Genomic DNA, 23,553 nt, shown 5'->3' with positions numbered 1-23,553 from the left:
TTCGCTCATTGCTTATCCAGTTCCGCCAGAATCTGGTCGATCTTCTCGCTGGTCAAACGACCGCACAGTTTTTTATTGTTGATGGTGAACATCGGCGCATCCACGCAGGCGCCCATGCACTCGCCTTCGCGCAGGCCGTACCTGCCATCTGCGGTGACTTCGCCCGGACCGATACCGAGCCGCTTGTTGAGATGCGCCAGCGTATCGTCCGAACCGCATAACTGGCACGACAGGTTGGTGCACACGGTCAACGTATATTTGCCCATCGGCTTGAGCTGGTACATGTGGTAGAAGGTCGCCACTTCGTAAACCGCCATCTGCGGCATGCCGATGTAGGCGGCGATATCCGCCATGTCTTCCGGCGCGATCCAGCCCTTTTCATCCTGCACGAAGCGCAATGCCGCCATCACGGCAGATTGGCGCTGGTCGGCGGGGTATTTCTTCAGCTCTTTGTCGATGAGCGCGGTGATCTGTTGGGATAACATCAGCGGTCTATCTCCCCGAAAACGATGTCCTGCGTACCGATGATCGCCACCACGTCGGCGATCATGTGCCCGCGCACCATCTCGTCCAGGCCGGACAGGTGCGCGAATCCCGGTGCGCGAATTTTCATGCGATATGGCTTGTTCGCGCCATCCGATACCAGATAGATGCCGAACTCGCCCTTGGCGTGCTCGACGGCGGAATACACTTCGCCGGCAGGCACATGGAAACCTTCCGTGAACAGCTTGAAGTGGTGGATCAGCTCTTCCATGTTCTGCTTCATGGATTCGCGCTTCGGCGGCGCGAACTTGAGGTCGTCGGTCATCACCGGTCCCGGATTCTTGCGCAGCCAGTCTATGCACTGTTTCATGATGCGGTTGGACTGGCGCATTTCTTCCACGCGCACCAGGTAACGGTCGTAGCAATCGCCCTCGACGCCGACGGGGATGTCGAAATCCAGCCTGTCATAGACTTCATACGGCTGTTTCTTGCGCAGGTCCCACACCACGCCGGAACCCCGCAGCATTGGCCCGGTGAAGCCCATCGCCAGCGCGCGCTCCGGCGACACCACGCCGATGCCCACCGTGCGCTGCTTCCAGATGCGGTTGTCGGTCAGCAGCGTCTCGTACTCGTCCACGTATTTGGGGAAACGGTTGGTGAAATCCTCCAGGAAGTCGAGCAGCGACCCCTGGCGATTCTCGTTCTTCCGCTTCACCGCAGCTGCATTGTGGATCCTGCTTGCCTCGTACTGCGGCATGGAATCGGGCAGGTCGCGATACACGCCGCCCGGACGATAGTAGGCGGCATGCAGGCGCGCACCGGAAACCGCCTCGTAGGCATCCAGCAGGTCTTCGCGCTCGCGGAAGGTGTAGAAGAACATGGTCATCGCACCCAGGTCGATGCCGGAGGCACCGAGCCACAACAGGTGGTTCAGGATGCGCGTGATCTCGTCGAAAAGGACGCGGATGTATTGCGCGCGGATCGGCACTTCGATGCCGGCCAGCTTTTCGATCGCCATCACATAGGCATGCTCGTTGAGCATCATGGACACATAGTCCAGGCGATCCATGTAGGGAACGGCCTGCAGGAAAGTCTTGTGCTCGGCCAGCTTTTCCGTCGCGCGGTGCAACAGACCGATATGCGGGTCGGCACGCTCGACCACCTCGCCGTCCAGCTCCAGCACCAGACGCAGCACGCCGTGTGCCGCCGGATGCTGCGGTCCGAAGTTCATCGTATAGTTCTTAATCTCAGCCATAACGTTGCCTTCTTTGATTCTGTCAGGAGCGACCGTAGTTCTCTTCGCGCATCGTACGCGGCGTGATCTCGCGCGGCTCCACCGTCACCGGCTCATACACCACACGCTGCTGCGCAGCGTCGTAGCGCATCTCGACGGTGCCGGACAAGGGGAAGTCCTTGCGGAACGGATTGCCGACGAAACCATAGTCGGTCAGGATGCGGCGCAGGTCAGGATGCCCAACGAAGATGATGCCGTACAGGTCGAACGCCTCGCGCTCATACCAGTTTGCAGAAGGCCAGATCTCCGATACCGAATTCAGCACCGGCATCTCGTCATCGTCCGCGAACACGCGCACGCGCAGGCGAATGTTGTGCGTCACCGAAAGCAAATGATAGACGGCCGCGAATCGGGGACCTGCGCGCGGCGCTTCGGGCAGATACTTGCCGTCTTCGCAAAGTTCGCTGCCGTAAGTGGAATAGTCGATGCCGCATACGTCGACCAATTCTTCGAAGCGCAGGTCGGCGTCGTCGCGCAAGCGGGTGAAGACGCTGATCATGTCGCTGGAGCGGACCACCAGCGTGAGTTCGCCCAGACGCTCTTCCAGACTCACCACTTTGACAGAGAATGCCTCTTTCAGATTCGAGGACAGTATGTTCAGGTCAGTAGCCATATCATCCTAACGCGCAATGGTATTGGTTCGCTTGATCTTGTTCTGCAACTGGATGATGCCGTAGAGCAGCGCTTCGGCGGTCGGCGGGCAGCCGGGGACATAGATATCCACCGGCACGATACGGTCACAGCCGCGCACCACCGAATAGGAATAATGATAGTAGCCGCCGCCGTTCGCACACGACCCCATGGAGATCACCCAGCGCGGCTCGGCCATCTGGTCGTACACCTTGCGCAAGGCCGGCGCCATCTTGTTGCACAGCGTACCCGCCACGATCATCACGTCCGACTGGCGCGGACTGGGGCGGAAGGCGCCCGCCCCGAAACGATCCAGGTCATAACGCGGCAAGGCCGCATGCATCATCTCCACGGCACAACAGGCCAGACCAAAGGTCATCGGCCACAGCGAGCCGGTACGCACATAATTGATTACCGTATCTGCAGTGGTGGTGACGAAGCCCTTTTCAAGCACACCTTCTATTCCCATTCCAAGGCTCCTTTCATCCATTCGTAGATAAAGCCAACCACAAGGATGGCGAGAAAGATCATCATGGAAACAAAACCAAAGGTGCCGATCTCTTTCAGCACGATCGCCCAGGGGAAAAGGAAGGCGATTTCGAGATCGAACAGGATGAACAGGATGGCCACGAGATAGAAGCGCACGTCGAACTTCATGCGCGCATCCTCAAACGCCTCGAAACCACACTCATAGGGAGAAAGCTTTTTCTCGTCCGGACGGTTGGGGCCAAGCAGCTTGCCCAACGCCAAAGGCAGCACGCCCATCACAAAAGCGATGGCGATAAAAAGCACAACTGGAAAATAGTTTTCCAACATTTTTTGAGTCCCCTCCTCTGTATGCCCCGAACCACGGGAACGCAGAATGCTACTCTAATTTATTCGACCTTCGGCTTCGACACCGCGGTTCATGTGATCTGGCGCAGAGCAAGAAACCCGCCCGACATTCCAAAATATTATTGTTTTTATATTGCCAACTGGCCGATATTACCATTGGCACTACTGCAAAAAAACGTGCTAACCGCAAGTCACTCCGCAGCTAACCGACGGATTGTATATCACGTAGTCACGAAGTCGCAATTGCATCGACACATTCACGCTCAATTAACAGCAGCAATTGCTTATATATGCACATGCGCCTTTCGATTCCAAGCGGCTCGAAAGCCAACAATGTCGAATTGAAACTTCATCATTTCTCGAAATAGCCATAAATCGGTATCGGGAAATCACTGATTCAACAGCATATTGACCACCTGCACATCCGCTTCAGAAAGCACCCCAGCCGCAGCTTTCAGCTTTAATCCGGCAAGCAAAGTATCGGATCGTGCTTTCGCCAAATCGCGCTTCGAGGCAAACAATTGCTGCTGGGCATTGAGCACATCGCTATTGATACGCAAACCAAGTTTGTAGCCTGCCTGATTGCCCTTAACCGAACTCTCGCCTGACGCAACTGCCGATTGAAGCGCCTCTGCCTGCGATACGCCATTGATGATGCCGGCATAGGCCTGCTTTGCATCGGCACCTGCTTTGCGGCGCGCTTCTTCCAACTGTGCGCTTAGCTTGCTTTGGTTCGCGATCGCTTCCCTCGTATGCGAACTGTTTAGCCCGCCGGCGAAGATCGGCACCGAGAGCTGGATACCGGCAACACCAGATTTGACTCTCGACTCATAGCCCAGCGGCATCGCCACACTGCCGGATGAATAGTTCGCGCCATATGAACCCACGAAATCCAACGTCCAGAAATTCTCAGCCTTGGCCTTGGTAACCGCGTATCCGGCGGCCCGCAAGGAAGCAAACTGGGCCCGTACCGTCGGGTTGTTGTCCTTCGCCTGTTCGACCCACGCACCGATGTCAGACGGTTCAGGTTGCGGGATCACCACGGCTGGTTTCAGCCCTGCCAGGACGTCGATAGGCTTGCCTGTGAGTTTTTCGATCTCGGTGAGTTTGGCTTCAAGATCGTTCCTGGCCGCGATGAATTGCGCACGCGCCTGTTCCGCCTTCGACTTGGCCTCATGCGAATCGGTAATGCTGGCGGTACCCAATTCGAAGCCGCGCGCGGCTACCACTTCCTGCTCCTGCATGGCCTGCAGCTGCGCTTCAGCCGTGGCAACCGTTTCCTGCGCCACCAACGCATCGAAATATGCCTGCGCCACGCGCAGGATCATATCCTGCTCTGCCTGTGAGAATTCTGCCTGAGCCGCATCGACCTGCGCTTCGGATTCATAATAGGCAAGAATGTTCTGCGGACGCATAATGGGTTGCGTCAATTGCAAGGTCCATGTCCATGCGTAGATACCTTGTCTTGAAGGCGTCGACCCATTGAAGCTAGCCTGCGCATCGGTGTAATTCCGCCCCCCGGTCAGATTGACCGTAGGCAGATTGCCAGCTCTGGCCTGGGGGGATTTCTCCTGCGCCGCTTCGTATCCGTGACGCGCCGCCTCGAAGGTCGGATCGTTTCCCTGCGCCAAGTGATAGATTTCAAGCAAATCCGCGGCCTGAACCGGGGCACCGACACCGAATAGCAACGCCAGCCAGACAACACGCCGCAGTAGCACCATACGGAACTCAATGCTCACCGCTCGTGCCCGCTCTCATCAAAAGTCTTGATGACGGGCGACAACAGGTACTGCAATACGGTTCGTCGCCCCTGATTGATCTCGGCCACCACCTGCATGCCGGCAACCAGTTTATGCTGCTTGCCTTCTGCTTCGAGCGTTTGTTGATCGAGGGCGACGATGGCTTTGTAGATGCTTGGTTGTTGCTGTTTGCTGCCATTGCCATCCTTGCCCTGTTGCTGCTGCGAGTCTGGCGCTGAGGCATCGGGACCGATGTGGATGACCTCGCCGTCCAGCATGCCGTATTCCTCGAAGGGATAGGCGGCCAGTTTCACCTTGACCCGTTGTTGCGGGTACACAAAACCGACATCGTCGTTTTTGACGCTGACCTCGGCAACCAGTGCTTCGTTCTTCGGGACAATCGACAACAGCACGGTGCCGGGCGACACCACCGTACCGACGGTATGAGTGGCCAGATCATTGACGATTCCAGCCTGCGGTGCCCGGAGTTCAAGCAGCTCGTTCTTGTGTTCCTGCTTGACCCAGTCCTGCCCCAGCTTGCGGTATTGTCCTTCAGCATCCATCCGCTCGTTGCGCAGATCGCTGCGATACTTGGAGGTGATCATGTCGATCTGCTTTTGAGCCTGGTTGATGGCTGCTTCCAGGCCGGCAACGGTCGCCTCCTGCGCGCGCAGGTCCTGGGCTTTTTCCAGATACTCGCGCTGCTTGTCGCGCACCGTCACTTGCGGCGCATAGCCTTCCTTGCCCATGTCCGCATAGGCCTCCGCCTGCTGCTTCAGGATGGGAGTGGTTTCAACCAGTTTGGCCAGCACTTCCTTTGCGGAATCGTATTCGCGCTGCGACTTGCTCAATGCAGCCTGCGCCTGTTCCAGTGCATCCAGATAGGATTGCCGATGATCGCGGTATTGAGCCTCGACATGCCTGAACAGGTCGTCCGGATCGCCCGTTTTTTTGAGTAAAGGCTTGCCGCTCAGTTCGGCATCGATGCGACGCAGCTGCAACGAGCGTATGGCCAGATCGTTGCCGATAGTCTTCGCGTCGGCCTCGGCCAACTTGGTATCCATGCGCATCAACACCTGCCCCGCCTGTACCGCTTCGCCTTCCTTGACCAGTATCTCCTGCACAATGCCCGCATCGGCAGGCTGCACGATCTTGACGTAGGTCTGCGGCACCAAGCGGCCTTCCGCGCTGGCAATAACGTTCAACTTGCCGAACACCGACCACAGCACAAGGATGGCAAACAAGCTGCTTACCGTATACATCACGGCACGCGGCAGGCGTGCCGGCGGACTTTCCTGGATGGCCAGCAGCCCCGGGGCAAAATCCAGTGCCTCCGGAGACAGGACGGGTGACTTGTTCGTCATTGTTTACCCCAATTTTGCCGTTGTGGTCTGCAGCCCCGCAAAAGGATGAAGTTGTTGGGGTATACCACCGAAGTTGGCGTCATTGATGGCCGTCTGCGATGAGGCTAGAGCTATGCCCGCCCAGCTCCCGTTCTGATTGAACTGGTTTGCTAGGTCGCCACCCAGGGCCGAAGAGTCGCAGCCTTCCAGATGTGCGCTCAGCAAGGCATCGGTCATGCTCCATGCATTCAGTGCCGGATTGGTCGCCAACGCCTGGTCAAAGGCATTGACCACCGCAGTGAAGTCGAATTGCCGGATCGACAAATGATCGTCGTGCTCGCCGTGGTGATTGTCTTCACCAAAGCCGGACATCGCATTGGAGATGATCTCCAGGTTCAGCACGCTCTTATGGTTGACGCTGGTGTCATACCAGTTCCTGAAGGTAATCTGGGCGCTGTTGCCGGATTCAAGGATGAGGTCGTTACCCTGTTTGGAGAGTGCGATATCAGCCGTCTGGATACCACCACCTAGCACCACGGTGTTGTCGGTACCGATGCCGCCATAGACTGTGTCTTGGCCATAGCCACGCTTGAAGACGATGGTGTCGGCACCGTTACCGGTGTGGATGATGTCGTTCACCGAACTGCCGGTGATGATCTCGTCCTGGGTGGCGTCGACTGGCAGCGCATGATCGTCATGGCAATTGTCGCGATGTTCTTCGTGACGATCTTGCCCTGCGCTCAGGTTGAAGACTTGCGAGACACTGGCGCCGGCCCGGTCGGTGGCCGTCAGCAGGATGTCCCAACTGCCGGAACCCTCGGCCCTGCCGCTGAAGGTGCAGGTGGCCGCATCAAACTTGAGCCAGCATGGAAGCTTTTCTCCATCCGCCATGGTGGCGCTGTAGGTGAGACTGTCGCCATGGACGATATCCCAGTCGTCAAAAGTGTTGGCTGGCACGGCGAAGCTGAAACCGTAGTGGTCATCACAATGGCTCTCGGCAATATGCTGGTCAGCGATGTGGCTGAGCATGATCGGCGCATCGTTGACGTTCTGCACATCGAGCGTAAAGGTGTCAATTGCCGAAAGTCCGCCGGTATCGGTCGCAGTCACAGATACATTGAACACACCCACATCCCAGTTGGAAGGCACGCCGCTGAAGGTCAGTGTGGTTGCATCGAACGTGAGCCAGTCGGGCAGTACGGAGCCATCGGACATCGTGGCGTGGTATGTCAGCACGTCGCCTTGGTCGATATCGGTAAAGGTATCGGCTGGCACCTGGAAGTGGAAGAGCTGGTCTTCCAGTGTGCTGGTGTCGGACAGCGGTACGGCCACTACCGGCGCATCGTTGGTGCCAGTAATGCTGACAGTCAGAGTGGATGGCGTTGCAACAATGCCATCGGTCGCCTGATATGCGAAGGTCTCGGCAACCACCTGACCTTGTGCCAACGATTGGACACCGATGGAAGCATTGTCGAGTGCGTAGGTGTAGCTGCCATCAGCATTCAGCGTGAGCGTGCCGTACTGGCCCGTGTATACCCCAGCATTTGCCACTTGCAATACTGTGCCTTGATCGACATCGGTATCGTTTGCAAGAACATTACCGGTCGCAGTGATAACGAGGTCTTCCTGCATCGCTGCACTATCCACTGTCATAACCGGTGTATCGTTGGTGCCGGTGATGGATACGGTAAGTGTCGAGGGGGTTGCGACGATGCCATCGGTCGCTTGATACGCGAAGGTCTCGGTAACCACCTGACCTTGTGCCAACGATTGGACACCGAGCGAGGCGTTGTCTAGTGCGTAGCTGTAACTGCCGTCTGCGTTCAGTGTGAGCGTGCCATACTGACAAACATAGGTTCCGGCATTGGCAACACTGAGCACAGTGCCTTGATCGACATCGGTATCGTTGATCAGCACATTGCCGGTTGCAGCGATACTCAGGTCTTCCTGCACGGCTGCCGTGTCTGCAGCAACTACCGGAGCATCGTTTGTACCGGTGATGCTGATGGTCAGCGTTGATGGCGTGGAAGTGATGCCATCTGAAGCTTGGTACGCACAAGATTCTGTTACCACTTGGCCTTCGGCGAGCGATTGAACAGCGAGCGCATTGTCCAGCGCATAGCTATATGTGCCATCGGCATTCAGAGTCAACGTGCCATACTGGCGGACATAAACACCTGCGTCGGCAACTTGCAGGACGGCACCCTGATCCACGTCGCTGTCATTGGCAAGGATATTTCCAGTTGCAATAAGAGTCGCATCTTCCTTCACCGCTGCCGTATCCACCGTAGTCACGGGGGCATCGTTGGTGCCGGTGATGGCAACGTTCACCATGGCAGTAGATGTGGCACCCATCAGATCGACGATCGTATAACTGAAGCTGTCGGTAGCAACCTGTCCTTCGGACAGGGATTGATAACGATCACCAATGTCCAGCATCAGATCACCATTGGTTCCCTGCATTACCAAGTTTCCATTCGCGATCACGCCATCAAAACCACTCAGTGTCAGCACATCTCCCGCATTCGGGTCAGTGTCGTTGGCAAGCAGAGTGGCAACCGGAATGATGGTTTGTACAGCATCCTCGTTGGTAATGATGTTGTCGGCATTAGCGACGGGGGGCTGGTTGTTCGGAGCCACATCCAACTTAAGGGTGGCTGTCGCAGCCAGACCGCCTGTATCGGTCGCCGTCACCAAGACATCAAGCGTTCCGGTATCGCCGTGCCCTGGAGTACCACTGAAAATGCCAGCGGACGGATCGAAGGTGAGCCATGAAGGTAATGCCGAGCCATCCGCCAGCGTCGCACTGTAGCTGAGACTATCCCCATAAATGGTATCTGCGTCAGTGAATGTGTCCGCGGGAATCGTATAGCTGAATGGCGTATTCTCCTTTGTCGCCTGATCTGCCAGCATCATTGAAACAACTGGTGCATCGTTAACGTTGAGCACATTCAAAACGAATGTTCCGCTAGTTGATAAACCTGCGCTATCCGTAGCTGTCACAGACAGATTGATACTGCGCACGTCCGCATTGGACGGCGTACCGCTGAATGTACGCGTAGCGGGGTCGAACTGAACCCAGGCAGGCAAGGCTGTGCCATCTGCCATGGCCACCTTGTAGCTCATACTGTCGCCGTTCGGATCAGCAAAGACAGTGTCCGGTATCTGGTAAACGAAAGCCAAATCCTGCGTCGCATTCTGATCAGCCAACGAACCCGATAGCGTCGGCGCCAGATTGTTGCCATCACCACTTGGCAAATGAGCAATGACTGCCCACTCATCCCATGACGTGCTGTCCGCGAACTGGATCGTTTGAACGGAAAATGCGCCGGGTTGCCCGAGATAGACACTACCGCCATCGGCCATATTCAAAACGATGCTGCCAGTATCAGCATTGAAGCTCACCGAAACGTTGGACTGGTCGATGCCTGCACCTAGCTGAAGCGTATTCTCGTCAGCCGCCAGGACATTACCATTCCAGTGCCAGCCCTGGTCGATGATGGTATCCGCACCATCCCCGAGGTTGTGCACGTAGGTATCGCTTCCTTCACCACCCCGGAGAATGTCGTTCCCTTTTCCACCGATGATTGTGTCATTGCCGTCAAGCGCGCCAATCCGATCATTGACAGCCGTTCCTTCGATGACTTCCGAAGCGGCGGAACCCTGTATATCAATTCCGCGTGCCAGAATTTGATCATAGGTAAGCACCGTACCATCGGCAAACTTGAAGGAATCTATCGAACAGGAAGCTTGTGGGTCATTCGGGTCGAATTCACTCAAGCGGATCGTCGCGCCATTATCAAAACTCAGGGCCAATCCACCTTCGTTCGAAAGCGTAAAGTTCGAAACTGCATAGTTCCAAGCGAATTCAACAGCATTGTTACCGCCGCTAACACCGCAAGCATCCGTGATGGTGTAATCGCCCGGTTCGCTGATCACGTAGGTGTCGTTACCCATACCGCCGGACAGCACAGAGTTGTCTGCGTGCGCAATGATACGATCGTTATATCCCGTTCCTGTCACAAGTGCCGATGTCGCATCTTCCACGATGTGAGTGGCGTGGGCCATGATGTCTTCGTAATTCCATACAACCCCGTTGGCAAATTCGATCTTATGGATGCCCTGTACGGTTTGCGCCTCGCCACCCCACCAATCCCAGGCACTTGGAAGCGAGCCGGGAAGCTGATTCTGCCCCGCCTGGAATGTATAGGCATCCTGAATGAATACCTGATCCCCCTGATTGCCATAATTGATACTGATGTCCTGTGAATCCAGCCCAATTTGGCCCGTTTGCCAATTCCAGAGGCTGCCGGTGTTTTTCTTTTCAATGACTTCAATATTGAAAGAAGCGTCCGGCGTAATCCCCGTTCCAAACAACAACGTCATTCCGGAATCACTATATGAGCCACCCCAACGTTTAGTTTGGATCGTGTCCTGACCATCACCCACGTTGAACAGGAAGGTACTGTTTGAGCCGTACATGATATCGTTACCCTTGCCGCCCACAACAATTGTAGTTCCCGAAAAGGATGTCACATCCGAATTGATTGTGTCATCAGCACTCGAACCCATCAGCAAACCGGAGTTATACGAATATAGCGACTTGGACGTATCCGGTGTAACGGGCGGCAACCCACCTTGTTGCGCCAGCAATTGATCGAAAGTAATTGCTGTTCCATCGCTGAAAACAAAGTTCCGGATTATCCCCTGCTCGCCATTGGCGATCGCGATCGAGTCGCCATACGGCTCCACATTCAGAGTAAACGGCGTCGCACTGGCCGGATCGTAATTCCAGGTTATGTCCTGGGCTGTGATTCCCGCCCCGAATCTGATGTTATTCCAGCCCCCCAAATCTGCAATGACATCCTGTCCATCGCCAAGGTTGAAGGTATAGGAATCATTTTGATCACCGCTGATGATAATGTCGTTATCCATTCCGCCATTGAAAACTGCGGACGTCCCGACGCCGTCCAACGTGGACGCCCTCCAGGGATCGTTGATCGTGTCATTGATAGTCGGCAACCCTGCATCCTGCCAAGTGATCAATTCATTTAACGTAAACTCAGATCCGTCTGCGAATTTAAATTTGCCGCTGGCATTCATGCCAGACATCACCTGAATCGCATCGCCCTGTGCACCCACAGAAATGGTCATCACTTGGCGGGTATTTTCGTTCGGGGCCAAGTCAACTGCGGTGGAGGGGAATGATGGCGTATTGCCATATCCCGTGCGCCAGGCATCGGCTGCCTGAACGACATCCACATTGAAGGTAAGCATATCAGGCGTAATTCCGGCGCCGAACATGATCGAATTATCGGTTGCGGGCTTGCCCAAACCCGACAGTTCATAAATCTGATCCACACCATCACCTGGATTGAACAGGTATGTATCGTTACCGGTGCCACCGATCAACGTATCGTTGCCTTGTCCGCCTGCCAGCGTATCGTTCCCGGCACTGCCGGTCAGCGTGTCGTCAGCTGCGGTACCCACAATGGGTACATCCGCAAACGATGCTTCCATGGCACGCAAATCGAGTGAAGTTCCATCGTCAAAATTCAGCGTCTCAATCGAGTTGCCCGCGAACCAATCCACCACACGGATACCATCTGCGCCATTGGAAAGATTGATTTGCAGATCGGAGCCGAACTTACTGAAGGTCACATCGGAAGCAAAAATTCCTGCACCGAACTGCAAAGTGTTGCTGCCCTGGTTATCGATGATGCGGTCCTGACCATCGCCCCAATTGAACACATAGGTATCGCTTCCTGCGCCACCATATAACGCGTCATAACCTGTGCCACCTTGCAAAGTATCATTGCCGCCTTCACCGCTCAAAACGTCGTTACCGGCAGCGCCATCCAAAATATCATTCGCCGCACCAGCCATCAAAGCATCGTTGCCATCCCCCCCGAACATATAATCGGCCGCACTGGAACCCAGGAGCACATCGTCGCCAACTGTACCATCGACATTGATACCAAGATCGATCAGCTGTTGCGCTGTCATTACGGTGCCGTCGGCAAACTCGAAGCGCTGTATGGACAAACCAGCAAGCAGATCATTCCTGTTGAACCCACCGATCACAACCGCATCGCCATTGCCGAAATCCAGCGTCAATAATCCATTGTCTTGAGTCGTAGCGAGACTCAGCGTCGGCACTGTCAATCCGGCACCCAGCCGCAGCGTATTGATCTGCCCTGCAGTATTTGAATCAGCTATCAGATCAACGCCGTCACCCTGGTTGAATATATATGTATCGCCTCCTTCGCCGCCGAAGAGCGTATCGCTTCCCGTACCACCCGTCAGCACGTCGTTGCCATAGCCGCCGACCAATTGATCGTTTCCGGCACCACCGTTCAACGTGTCGTTCCCCAGTCCGCCGTCCAGCCTGTCGTTCCCATCCCCGCCATCCAATATGTCGCTCCCGCTGCCGCCCGACAAGCTGTCGTCACCGGCACCACCTTGCATCCGATTGCCCCAGTTTGCAGCGCCTTGCAAAACGTCGATCCCATCTCCACCGATGACATCAAGCCCTTTTTGGGCGATCAATTCAAAAGGAGTGATCGTTGTTCCATCGGTAAATTGCAACTGCTGGATGGAAATGCCATTCATATCGTTCGTGGCCAAATCGATCTGGCCTATCGTAATGCTGTCGCCGCCACCCAAATCAAGAGTGACATCACCGAATTCACCATCGAGTTGTACCGATATCATGTCGGCCGTAATGCCTGCGCCAAAACGCAACACATTGACGCCGGAACCCTGCGCCACATCACGAGATCCTGTATCGATAATATTGTCGATCCCGTCCCCAAGGTTGAAAACGTAGGTGTCGCTCCCACGCCCGCCTATTAATAAGTCGTTACCGGTTCCACCGATCAAAATGTCGCTATAGCTTAATGAGTTGCTTCCATACAATACATCCGAACCGTTGGTTCCAACCTCAGTCAATGATTTCTGGCTTATGAAATCATTCAGATTCACGATTGAGCCATCTGCGAACTTCAATTGTTGAATAGCCAATGCATCTGCAGTACCCACATTGATGGAATCGCCGTTGCCCAAGTCCAGGACAACTGCGTTTATGTTGATGTCATACCGAGGTATAACCATGTCGGCCGTGATACCTGCACCAAAACTCAAAGTATTGGTTCCTGCCACCCAGCCAGAAGCGGTCTGCGCCCCGCTGGGATAATCAATAATCTGATCGGCACCATCTCCAATGTTAAATATATAAGTATCGCTGCCCGCCATCCCGATCAGTACATCATTCCCTGTTCCACCGCTCAAAATGTCGTTACCTTCTGTACCGGTCACCGTGTCATTCCCACCCATTCCCTGCAGATTGTTGCCGTAGAAATGATTGAATCCGGTCAGGCTTTCCGCGGCGGCAGTGCCGTCCAGATAGAACTTGTTGCGGTGCAAAATTTGGTCGATAGTGAAAATCGAACCATCTGCAAACTGGATAGTTTGAACAGATAGGTTATAGCTACTACTTGCTTGATCACCGTTGCCGACATTGATGGCGTCGCCATTTCCAAGATCGAATACGATTGAACCGGTATTTCCTGTTGGGTCGGCGGGGTCGGGCATGAAACGTATCTTGAGCATGTCTGCTGTGATGCCCGCACCGAAGCTGAGCGTATTGACATCCGGCGTCATCCATCCTCCCCCCCCTTGTGGATGAGTACCAACCACGTCAATGATCTTGTCCGCACCATCGCCCAGGTTGTACACACAGGTGTCGTTTCCACCTCCACCGGACAAGGTATCACTGCCCGTACCGCCGATGAGAATGTCGTTGCCGCTTTGGCCGTACAATGTGTCGTTGCCCGCACCACCATCCAGCGTATCGCCGCCTGCCCCGCCATAGAGTGTGTCGTCTCCTCCCACCCCCTGTATCGAATCGCGGAAGAGTATCGAGTCTGAACCCGTCAGCACATCGTTGCCTTCGGTACCTACTTGGGTCAATGTCTGTTGCGCAACCAGCGCATTCATATTCAATGTGCCGCCATCGACAAACTGCAATGTCTGGATCGCCATATCATCCGGTGTGCCGATCTCGATGGTGCCGCCATTGCTCAACACCAACGTTGCCGCCTGCGTCACGCTGTCGTAGCTCACAGATAACATGTTTGCGGTAATGCCTGCGCCGAAAGACAATGTATTGTTTTCCGCACTACGGAACTGATTTGTCCTCCAGTCGTATGAAGCGCGCCCGTAATCTGTGATCCGATCCGAACCATCGCCCAGGTTGTACACGTAGGTATCATTGCCAATACCGCCGCTCAATACGTCGTTGCCTGCCCCGCCGGTGAGCACATCATTGCCGGAACCTCCGTTCAGCGTATCGTCCCCCGCCCCGCCATTGAGCACGTCTGTGTAGCCAGAGTCTGAGCCTTGCAGGGTGTCCGCACCGTCCGTGCCGTTCTGTACGAGGTTGCGTTGCTTGATCAGGGTATCGACATCCAGCGTACTGCCGTCAGCCAGCTGTATCGTCTGCACAACCAGGTCGTTGGGGTTACCGATGTGGATGCTGTCGCCATTGCCCATGTCCAGCAGCACGGTACCGGTTGCGCTGTCGTAGGTCACAAACAGGTTGTCTGCGGTGATGCCTGCCCCCAGTTGCAGGATGTTGGTATCCGTGTGCCAGTTGCTGCTGTCGATGATGGTGTCCGTACCATCGCCTTTGTTGTAGACATAAGTATCGCTACCGCTGCCGCCTTTGAGAATGTCGTTACCCGTCCCTCCAGTGAGAACATCGTTGCCCGTATCGCCATTCAGGGTGTCGTCACCTGCCCCGCCATCCAGAATATCGTTTGCCCAGCCACCATCTAATGAGTCGTTGCCATCCCCGCCACGCAAAGTGTCGTTGTACCAGCCGCCCTTGAGTACGTCATCCCCTGCACCGCCGTCTAGGATGTTGGTGGCAAGCGTTCCGCCATTAATCACATCGTCACCCGCACCGCCAATCAGGATGTTGTTTCCGTAATACCCACCGTTCAGCACGTCGTTGCCTGCATTGCCTACGAGCACACTGCCATTCCATGCCGCATTGAGGGTGCTCCCATCGGCTTTGGCGATCTGCACTTCTGCGTTGGATTTGAAGTTGGCTTGGCCGTCCATGCGGATGTTGAAGTCAGCGAGGGTTTTGAGGATGGCCGGAGACAGGGTATGTGCAGGATCGGTCAGTGCGATGTCGTTGAGGGTGTCCCCCAGCAATTGCCATCCCTGAGCTTCCCAGTCGCTGCCCTGGAAGTAATCCTTGCCGTAGCGGTCGAATTCAACGAGATCAGCGATGGCTTTATCTGGATTGGCGAGTATCTGTGCCTGGAAAAGCTCCCGCACGTTTACAAAGTCATACACCAGATCGCCACCCTCTTGTTTCAAGCCAACTGCGTCGAGATAAGGAAGCAAACGCGTTTGTGGTAACAAGGCTTGATACACGGCATCCCGCAAAATGGCATAGGTATCATCCAGCATCTTGGTTTGCTGAAAGCGGGTAGATAGGTCTATACGGATGTGCTTGGGGTTACCGTCGTAGCCGACTGTCATGCCTTGTGATGCACCCATAGCTCCTGAGTTGCCTTCCCACGGCATACGAAAATAGCTGCTGCCGGTAAATTGCTCCAGTACGGAAAGATGAGCTTGCTGTGCCGGCGTAAGACCGGCATAAACCAAGGTGTACCCGTTTGCTGCCGCTCTGGTTTGCATATCGGCAAAGCCACTGCTCTTGCCCCATTCCGCAATCAGGTTGTCGATCAATGCCAGTTGTTCTTCGCGTGTGCCTGCGTTGCTGTATTGGGTAAGTACTGCTTCAAGAGTGCTGCTCAAGCTCACGGCTTCGCTCAGGTCGCGCACGCGGCCAGAGCCTTGCATGTCGGACAGTTGTTCTGCGGCGGGGGTGAGTGGTACGGGAGTGACGAAGGTGCGGTGGAATGTGTCCAGTGCGAGGTTAATGTCTGCCATGTTGCTGACGCTGCCGGTACTTCCCGTTGGGCCATCGGCATAAGTGAAGCTGCCGATGTCGGCCATCTGGTTGCCGCTGGGCAGCATCTGGCTGTGTTGGGTGGCGGATACGTTGATGCTGGTGATGTTGAGGTCGTCGGCCAGGTATTTGAGTTCGCCTGCTTGCGAGATGCCGTCCTGGTTGAGGTCTTGCCACACTTGCAGGTTGTAGAAGTTGGCATCCTGCGCATCCACAACCCCATCGTGGTTGGTGTCCAGCTGTGCGAGTGCATCGAAACCATCCTTGGCTTTGCCGATGACATTTCCATTTGCATTAAGAATTGGGGTGCTGTCACCGCAGAGTTCGGTGCCATTGTCGATTGTGCCGTTGCCGTTTCTGTCCAATACAAGGAAGCCGTCATCCGGCGCGATCCAGCCGGTGCCGGTCTTGATGCCTGAACCAGTGTGGTCGAATAGGATTGGGGGGGGCGCGAGCGGAACAGTGTTGATGCCGTCGCCGTTGAGGTCGAGAGTCAGCGGGTCACCGAAGCGCTGGACGAATTTCTTAGTATTGTTAACACCGGTGTTGATATTGTCAGGGATAGATGGTTTTGGATCAGGAGGGCAAGTATTTGTGATTTCGCCTGTATCCCAATATTCCACCGGATCAGTCACTCTTCCACTCTGATCTCTTATAGTGTAATGAACATGCTGATCTTTAATACCTGGCCCTTTATTCCCCATGTTCCCAATTTGCGAACCAGCCTGAATGTTTGCATTTGCGTAATCCCCTGCCTTGTATGCTTCATATGCGTTAATGACGGCATCGCTTAAGGCATCAAAATGTCTAAGTTCGTGAACTAGGCCATTGGCATCGCGAATAATTACTCCATTATCGGCAGGCTGAATACCGATTACCGTACCTTCCACAGGAGAGTAAATGGCTGGATGCGTCCAGTTAAGACCCATAATATTCTGCCCCTGACCGGCATAATTTATATCAACACCAAAGTGAATCTGTCTTAGAGGAATGTGCCGTATACGAGGATCACAAAAACCATTTGCTCCTCCACTTGAAATACCTGCCGTTACAGTCTTACCGAATGGAGTTGCACCTTCGTGTGGAGGGAGCATACGGTTCATTATGTCCTGGAAGTTCATGAGATTCTCCAAAAAATGGTTAAAACCAAAAACGTCAATTTAGCTTAATTTTTTTATATGAAACCTTTTCCTTGAATTTGTCGGACACACTACAAGTATGTGGAACTGATATAGTTTCGGCGGTTTGTTCATCCAACAAACTGAAGTCAAGCTCTACTCCCTGACATCCAGTGTGGTCTGGTTTTTCTAACCATCCGCTTTCCTCTTTATGCAAGATGACTATATTGCAGTTTGATGTTAGTTTGAAAAAAGCGACCATGTCCCAACCACTTATATCCATTTCATCTCCATCTCCCCCGGAAGCTCTTATCCCTATCAAATAGCCCCCATTGGCCAGTGCCATAACTTTCATCGAGGTCCAATCAGCGTTGTAATGACTGTCCCTATTCATCAGATTTATGCCTCGATAACATGCAGGCATTTCAAATTTGTCATTGTCAAACCTGGCAATAATTACATTGCCTTTGTAATCGTTATTTCTCGGCCAATCGAACAATGCAATGGTGTAAGGCTGATTTTCTACCTTCATCACCATCTGAATATTTGCCAAACCCACGATATTTTCCTGAATACCATCGACAGCTTCATGAGGTGTTAGCGTGATATTTGAATTGCCGTTGTGAGTAACTAAGTAATTTCTGTCATTAATGGCGCTATAAACCCTTAGCGTATCCAGTATTTCCTTTGGCAAACCCTGCGCCCCATCCAATTCAGCCAACAACAATTTATTTCTATCGAACAATGCTTTTGTCAGGTTTGCGCCTTGTAGATCAGTTAAATATAGACTCGCAACACGCAGATCAGTACCTCGAAGATCTTTATTACTTAAGTCCTTTCCTTCAAATCTGCAGTGCCTTAAATCCGTATATGGCTTAGGGTCTGCGCAATTTCCTTTGGGTAAAGGCACCGCAGTGGCTGAGCCCATGATTGTGATAAAACTAAAAAACAACCCCACTGTAATGGATGTACTGTTAACTTTCTTCATGCTCTTTCCCTCCACATTTCATTGTTCGCAACCGCTCTGGTTTGCATATTCGCCCTTGCGACTCTCCGTTCCACATTGTTTCCAACAATTCCGCTCTCACTTATATGCTAACCATGTACCCCTCCCTCAACTCCCTGCTTGGTCTGATCGTTTAAATCACTCACCGCACTCAATGATCCCTGCCCTATCCACACCACTTCATCCACCAGCAGGTTCTTCGGCATTGCGTGGGTGATGAACAGCATCGAGACTTTTCCCTTGAGCTGGTTAATGGTCGTGGCGAAGTGTTCGGCGGTGTTTGAATCCAGGCTGCTGGTGGCTTCGTCGAAGACGAGTATCCTGGGTTGCTTGATCAGTGCGCGTGCGATGGAGAGGCGCTGCTTCTGCCCACCGGAGAGTCCGACACCGCGTTCGCCGATCTCGGTCTGGTAGCCTTGCGGTAGTGCCTCGATGGCGCTGTGAATCTCGGCCATCTTGCAGCACTGCACGATCTGGTCGAAGGTGGTGTGCGGGTTGGCCATCATGAGGTTGTCGTAGATGGTGCCGGAGAAGAGCACGGTTTCTTGCAGCACGACGCCGAAGTAGTGGCGCAGTTCGTTGGCTGACAGGTAGCGGATGTCGTTGCTATCGATCTTGATGGTGCCGCTGGCAGGCTGGTAGAAACCCTGCAGGAGTTTGGTGAGGGTGCTCTTGCCGGAACCCGATGGCCCCATGATGGCAACGACCTTGCCTGGAGCGACCTTGAGATTGAAATTCTGGTACAGGAAAGGCCTGTCTTCGGCATAGCGGAAGCTCAGGGCTTCGATGTCGATATGGCCTTTGCCTTCGCGCATGCGGCTGGGCAGCACCGAATAGGGTTCAACCGGGGCGTTCATGATGTCGCCGAGACGTTGCACGGACATGTTGGCCTGCTGGAATTGTTGCCACAGCCCCACCAGCCGCAGCATGGGTTGGGAGATTTTGCTGGCGTACATCTGGAAGGCGATAAGCATGCCGATGGAGAAGTCGCTGCTGTTCATCACGGTATAGGCGCCCACGACCAGGATGAGCAGGGTCATCATTTGTTCGAGGCCATTGGAGACGACGTTGTAGGTGTTGCCGATCTGGCGGACGTTGAAGCCGCAGCGCAGGTATTCGGCCAGGTAGTCGCTGTAGCGCGCATTGAGCTGGGGTTCCATCTGCAGGCTCTTGACGGTTTCCAGTCCGCCAACGTATTCGGTGGTGAAGGCTTGGTTGCGCGCACCAAGCATGAATTGTTCGTTCAGTTTGGTTCTAAACATTGGCGCGACGATGATGCTCATGATCACGATCAGACTCATGATGGCCAAGGCGATGCAGGTCAACAGCAAGCTGTAGTAAAGCATCATGGCGAGGAAGATCAGCAGGAACGGAAAATCCAGGATCAGCGTGACGGCGGCACTGGCAATGAATTCTCGTATGGTTTCGACGCCGTGCAGGCGGGCGGCGATGACGCCGGTCGGACGCTGTTCGAAGTAACGCGGCGGCAGCTTGAACAGGTGCTCGAACACTGCATGACCCAGCACGGCATCCACCCGGTTTCCGGTATGCAGGATGAGGTACTGGCGGACCCAGGAGAGCAAGGCAGAGAAGACCATGAACACGGCCAGTGCGATGGCGATAGCGATCAGGGTGCTCTGAGTGCGGTGGACGACGACCTTGTCGATAATCGCCTGGGTGAATAGCGGCGTCACCAAGCCCAACAGCTGAATGATGAGGGAAGCGATAAGCACGTCGCGCCAGATGCGCTTGTGCTTCAGCAGTTCCGGGATGAACCAGTTGAAGCCGAATTCGGCTTGCTTGTTCAGTATGCTATCGGGATCCATGATGCCCTTGGTTTCGAGAGCTAGTTGGAAGGCTACACCTGCAAAACGTGTAGCGAACTCCACCTGAGTCATAGCCTTGGGAGTGTTGGTACCGACCTCGAACAGGATCAGGCTCTCGGTAGTCATCTGCACGACAATGGCAGGATGGAATTTACGCGGTAGGCTAGATGGTTCTATTGGCGACATGCGGGCACCTGCCCCTGCTGTGCCGGTTGACACTTCTATCTTGATGTGCGGCGCGCTGAGTTGTTCGTTCGCTTCAGGCTGAACGTCTTCGTCGAATGACTGCTTGACCTGTTCGACCTCGTTCAACACGACAAGGCATGGCATGTTTAGGACGGGCAACGTAGCGCTATCGCAATCGCGGCGCTTGATGCGGAATCCCAAAGCACGTGCAGCATGGATGAAAGAATCCGAGGTATAAGGTGGGGGAAATTGCTTGGCTAGCAGTTCAGCATCGAAGGGCTTGCGGTTCAGGGCGCAAAAGCTGCCCATGACCCAAACTACATCTTCCAGCCTGAAGATTAACTTAGGCGCATGGCAGGAGGGTTCCCGCGACAGGCTATTAGATACGATCTTGAGCAGCCGGCGCGGCATAAGATAGTCACTTCATGAGCGATGCAAATGACATAAGAAACTTTGATGGCTTTCACCATAGGGTCTCTCGACAAATTTATATGTATACACGCTCACACTCCCGCCCTTAAAAACCATTTCAGAATAATGGCAATACCTTACCCGAACACAATTGTTAAAACAACGTTAAATTTTGCATATGCATTTTCCTTTTTCGTAGCTGAGTAAATAGTAAAAATCCTTATGAAATAAGGATTAAATAGGATATAGACCACTTATGAGCATTCCCGATCAAACTACACGGGAACCCGATAGCATCTAGCAAAGCAATACAGCGGTATTAAGTCAGTTGAATTGTTACAACAAATAAAAGGTATCCGGAACTTGTGATTGGTAAGTCTGTTTTCCCATCGCCTTGCAATTAAATGAAAAAGCGGAATTAGTGACTGATGCGAATTCCCTTATCAAGTATATTGGTTCGGAATATTTACAACCTTATGTAGTAACTGCGCAAAAGGATGGTTTGCAATTTGATATACCAAGTGAGTACGAAAAATTGACATTGCATCACGGCTGAGCTTGACAATATTAAAGCAGCACCTTAATATTAAAAAGCTGCTTTAATATTTAGGTGCAGATTTAATATTTACATGCTGATTAATAATAATGAAGATTATCGTTAAAGCCCGTGTTGGCATATCGAATGTTCGCGATCTGCGCGCAGATCTGCTGACTGCCGCTTATGAATACATCGAAGGCAAAACCGGTACAACATTGATTCTCCAGGGCTGCAAGCTCTCCCCAAACAGGTTGAGCGAAGAGCGAAGGCTGTTTGCAATGTTGGCTCCCGAGGCCGCTGAACACGTTAGCATCTTAGTCCAAGACGAAAACAATAAGATCGATGTGGCGTCCGGCCTTTTGAAAGATGGGAGTTCGCAAGAGATTAATAATATTTCGATTCGACCAAAGCGAGCGCCAGGAGTTGGGCGCCACAACGTCAACAACATCTTGCTGCTCAATTGGCTCGATGGACTTGGGCCGCAGACGATCAAATCCATCTCTGAAGCGAGTGGCACGAGCTATCCAACAACGGCTGCAGCCATCAGCATACTCGCCGATCAAGACTTACTCAATGTGAAAAAGGACCGCAGCATCTCGCTCAAGTATTTTCCTATCGAACAGTGGCGACAATGGATCGCCAGCGGGTTTGAGCACAGAAAATCAGCACGCTTTATCGACCGGAGCGGACAGCCTCGACCGCCAAGCAGCTTGATTAAACGTTTGCAGAAACTCGGACGGGATGACATTGCGATATCTGGGATTGAGGGCGCTCGCTTCTATTATCCCGATCTCGATCTGTCAGGTTCATTGCGCCTCGATTTGGTAATCAATGGCAACCATGGGTCTGACCTGGGGTTTGTAAAGAAGATAGACCCCGCACTAGAACTCTCGAACAACAAATTCCACAAGGCCGATCTTGTTATCCACTTTCTTGATCGTCCAAAAACGCATTTCAAGCAGAATGGCGAACTATTGATTGCCGACCCTTTGGAGTGCCTCGCCGATTTGTACAATATGAAGCTGGACCAGCAAGCTGATCAAATGCTCCGTTTTCTGAGCGAACGTAAGAAGGTAGTCCATGCATAGCATTTCCCCAGATCATGTTTTGTGGCAGATATCTAAATCACTTCAGCCGGAAGATTTAAACTCTATCATCGTTGTAGGAAGCCTCGCGGCGGGATATCACTTTTTCGGCGAATCCCCGGAAGGACAGTTACGTACAAAGGATGCCGACTGCATGGTCTTGACAGAAAAAGCTGTCATCGTTGCAACAAATATCGCCGACAAGCTTTTTGCCAATAAGTGGAAATTGCGGACTGATGGTGATTTCGGCACGCCGGGCAACGCCGACACGCCTGACGATCAGCTACCTGTTGTGCGTTTATATCCGCCAAACGAAAAGGAATGGTTCCTCGAATTATTGTCCTGCCCGAGTGATGGCACTATCAGCAAAGGACGCGAATTTAAGCGTCTGGTGACTTCGCAAGGTCACTTCGCACTTTGCGCCTTCGGCTATTTTGCGTTGCTCGAATACGAGCCATTGGAAACCCAATACGGCATCCGGCTTGCCAGTCCTGAGATGATGGCGCTCTGCAACTTGTTGCATCACCCGACAATCGGACCAGTAATCATGAAAGAGGAGTTTTACGGACGTTCGATCAAGAGGTCAAACAAAGACCTTGGACGTGTACTGGCGTTGGCTTACCTGACAAACGAACGCGATCCGGACGCACTTCTTGAGTGGGCAGACAAGTGGCGTAGCGCATTGATCGAAAAATTTCCGTCAGACGCAGCCGAGTTGATGATGCGTGCTGGCAGTGGCATTCGCGCACTACTCGCCAGTGATGTCGATCTGGCTGATGCACTTTTCACCGCCGAAGTTGGGTTGTTGGCGTCAAGGAAAGTCGATCTCGAAGCCTTCAGAGTAACCGGCGAGCGCGTTATAAGCGACGTGATCGACCGAATCGAATACCTCTCAAAGGTGCCGATCCCAAAATGAGCACGCTGATACTTCATCAAACTGCTCTGTTTGCGCAATTGCAACATAAGACCCGTATGCGCTCAGAAGCAGACATAGAATCATTTGCAAATGGTTACACTAAGGGACGCCAACCGGCCAATAGCCGTCGTTCGCGGGTGTCCTCCAATTAGGATA

The 23,553-nt window shown here is 53.5% G+C and carries 12 protein-coding genes; 2 read left to right on the top strand and 10 right to left on the bottom strand.

From position 1 onward, the window contains the following. Positions 1 to 5: 5 nt before the first annotated feature. The 10 genes from nuoE to L6418_RS04930 all read right to left on the bottom strand — a co-directional run bounded on the left by nuoE (position 6) and on the right by L6418_RS04930 (position 20,756). Positions 6 to 485, bottom strand: a complete 480-nt coding sequence (gene nuoE, locus L6418_RS04975; protein ID WP_237248371.1) for an NADH-quinone oxidoreductase subunit NuoE — start codon at positions 483 to 485, stop codon at positions 6 to 8. Then, positions 485 to 1,738 (bottom strand): NADH-quinone oxidoreductase subunit D, encoded by a 1,254-nt coding sequence (locus L6418_RS04970; protein WP_237248370.1) that lies wholly within the window; start codon positions 1,736 to 1,738, stop codon positions 485 to 487. Before L6418_RS04970 ends, nuoE begins: the two co-directional genes overlap by 1 nt. A gap of 22 nt (positions 1,739 to 1,760) precedes the next feature. Beyond that, positions 1,761 to 2,390: an NADH-quinone oxidoreductase subunit C gene (locus tag L6418_RS04965; RefSeq protein WP_237248369.1), complete on the bottom strand. Its 630-nt coding sequence runs from the start codon at positions 2,388 to 2,390 to the stop codon at positions 1,761 to 1,763. Positions 2,391 to 2,396: 6 nt separating this feature from the next. After that, positions 2,397 to 2,876, bottom strand: a complete 480-nt coding sequence (locus L6418_RS04960; protein ID WP_237248368.1) for an NADH-quinone oxidoreductase subunit B family protein — start codon at positions 2,874 to 2,876, stop codon at positions 2,397 to 2,399. Further along, complete coding sequence (locus L6418_RS04955) at positions 2,867 to 3,223, bottom strand: NADH-quinone oxidoreductase subunit A (RefSeq protein ID WP_237248367.1); 357 nt, start codon at positions 3,221 to 3,223, stop codon at positions 2,867 to 2,869. Before L6418_RS04955 ends, L6418_RS04960 begins: the two co-directional genes overlap by 10 nt. A gap of 407 nt (positions 3,224 to 3,630) precedes the next feature. Continuing rightward, positions 3,631 to 4,980 (bottom strand): TolC family outer membrane protein, encoded by a 1,350-nt coding sequence (locus L6418_RS04950; protein ID WP_237248366.1) that lies wholly within the window; start codon positions 4,978 to 4,980, stop codon positions 3,631 to 3,633. Next, positions 4,977 to 6,344, bottom strand: coding sequence for an HlyD family type I secretion periplasmic adaptor subunit (locus L6418_RS04945; protein ID WP_237248365.1), 1,368 nt, complete (start codon positions 6,342 to 6,344; stop codon positions 4,977 to 4,979). Before L6418_RS04945 ends, L6418_RS04950 begins: the two co-directional genes overlap by 4 nt. Positions 6,345 to 6,347: 3 nt before the next feature. Further along, positions 6,348 to 17,432, bottom strand: a complete 11,085-nt coding sequence (locus tag L6418_RS04940) for a putative Ig domain-containing protein (protein WP_237248364.1) — start codon at positions 17,430 to 17,432, stop codon at positions 6,348 to 6,350. Between the two features lie 34 nt (positions 17,433 to 17,466). Next, positions 17,467 to 18,417: a pentapeptide repeat-containing protein gene (locus L6418_RS04935; RefSeq protein ID WP_237248363.1), complete on the bottom strand. Its 951-nt coding sequence runs from the start codon at positions 18,415 to 18,417 to the stop codon at positions 17,467 to 17,469. Between the two features lie 107 nt (positions 18,418 to 18,524). Next, positions 18,525 to 20,756, bottom strand: a complete 2,232-nt coding sequence (locus L6418_RS04930; protein WP_332875553.1) for a peptidase domain-containing ABC transporter — start codon at positions 20,754 to 20,756, stop codon at positions 18,525 to 18,527. Positions 20,757 to 21,503: 747 nt separating this feature from the next. On the opposite strand from L6418_RS04930, the gene L6418_RS04925 reads away from it, so the two are divergent. Both L6418_RS04925 and L6418_RS04920 read left to right on the top strand, forming a co-directional pair. Beyond that, positions 21,504 to 22,484, top strand: coding sequence for a hypothetical protein (locus L6418_RS04925; protein ID WP_237248361.1), 981 nt, complete (start codon positions 21,504 to 21,506; stop codon positions 22,482 to 22,484). Beyond that, on the top strand, positions 22,477 to 23,397 hold the full coding sequence (locus tag L6418_RS04920; RefSeq protein WP_237248360.1) for a hypothetical protein: 921 nt from the start codon (positions 22,477 to 22,479) through the stop codon (positions 23,395 to 23,397). The genes L6418_RS04925 and L6418_RS04920 overlap by 8 nt, the downstream gene beginning before the upstream one ends. Positions 23,398 to 23,553 lie beyond the last annotated feature (156 nt).

The sequence above is a fragment of the Sideroxyarcus emersonii genome (assembly GCF_021654335.1).
GTDB lineage: Bacteria > Pseudomonadota > Gammaproteobacteria > Burkholderiales > Gallionellaceae > Sideroxyarcus > Sideroxyarcus emersonii.
The sequence above is the reverse complement of the archived record's forward strand: the minus strand, read 5'-3'. Positions and strand labels throughout refer to the sequence as shown.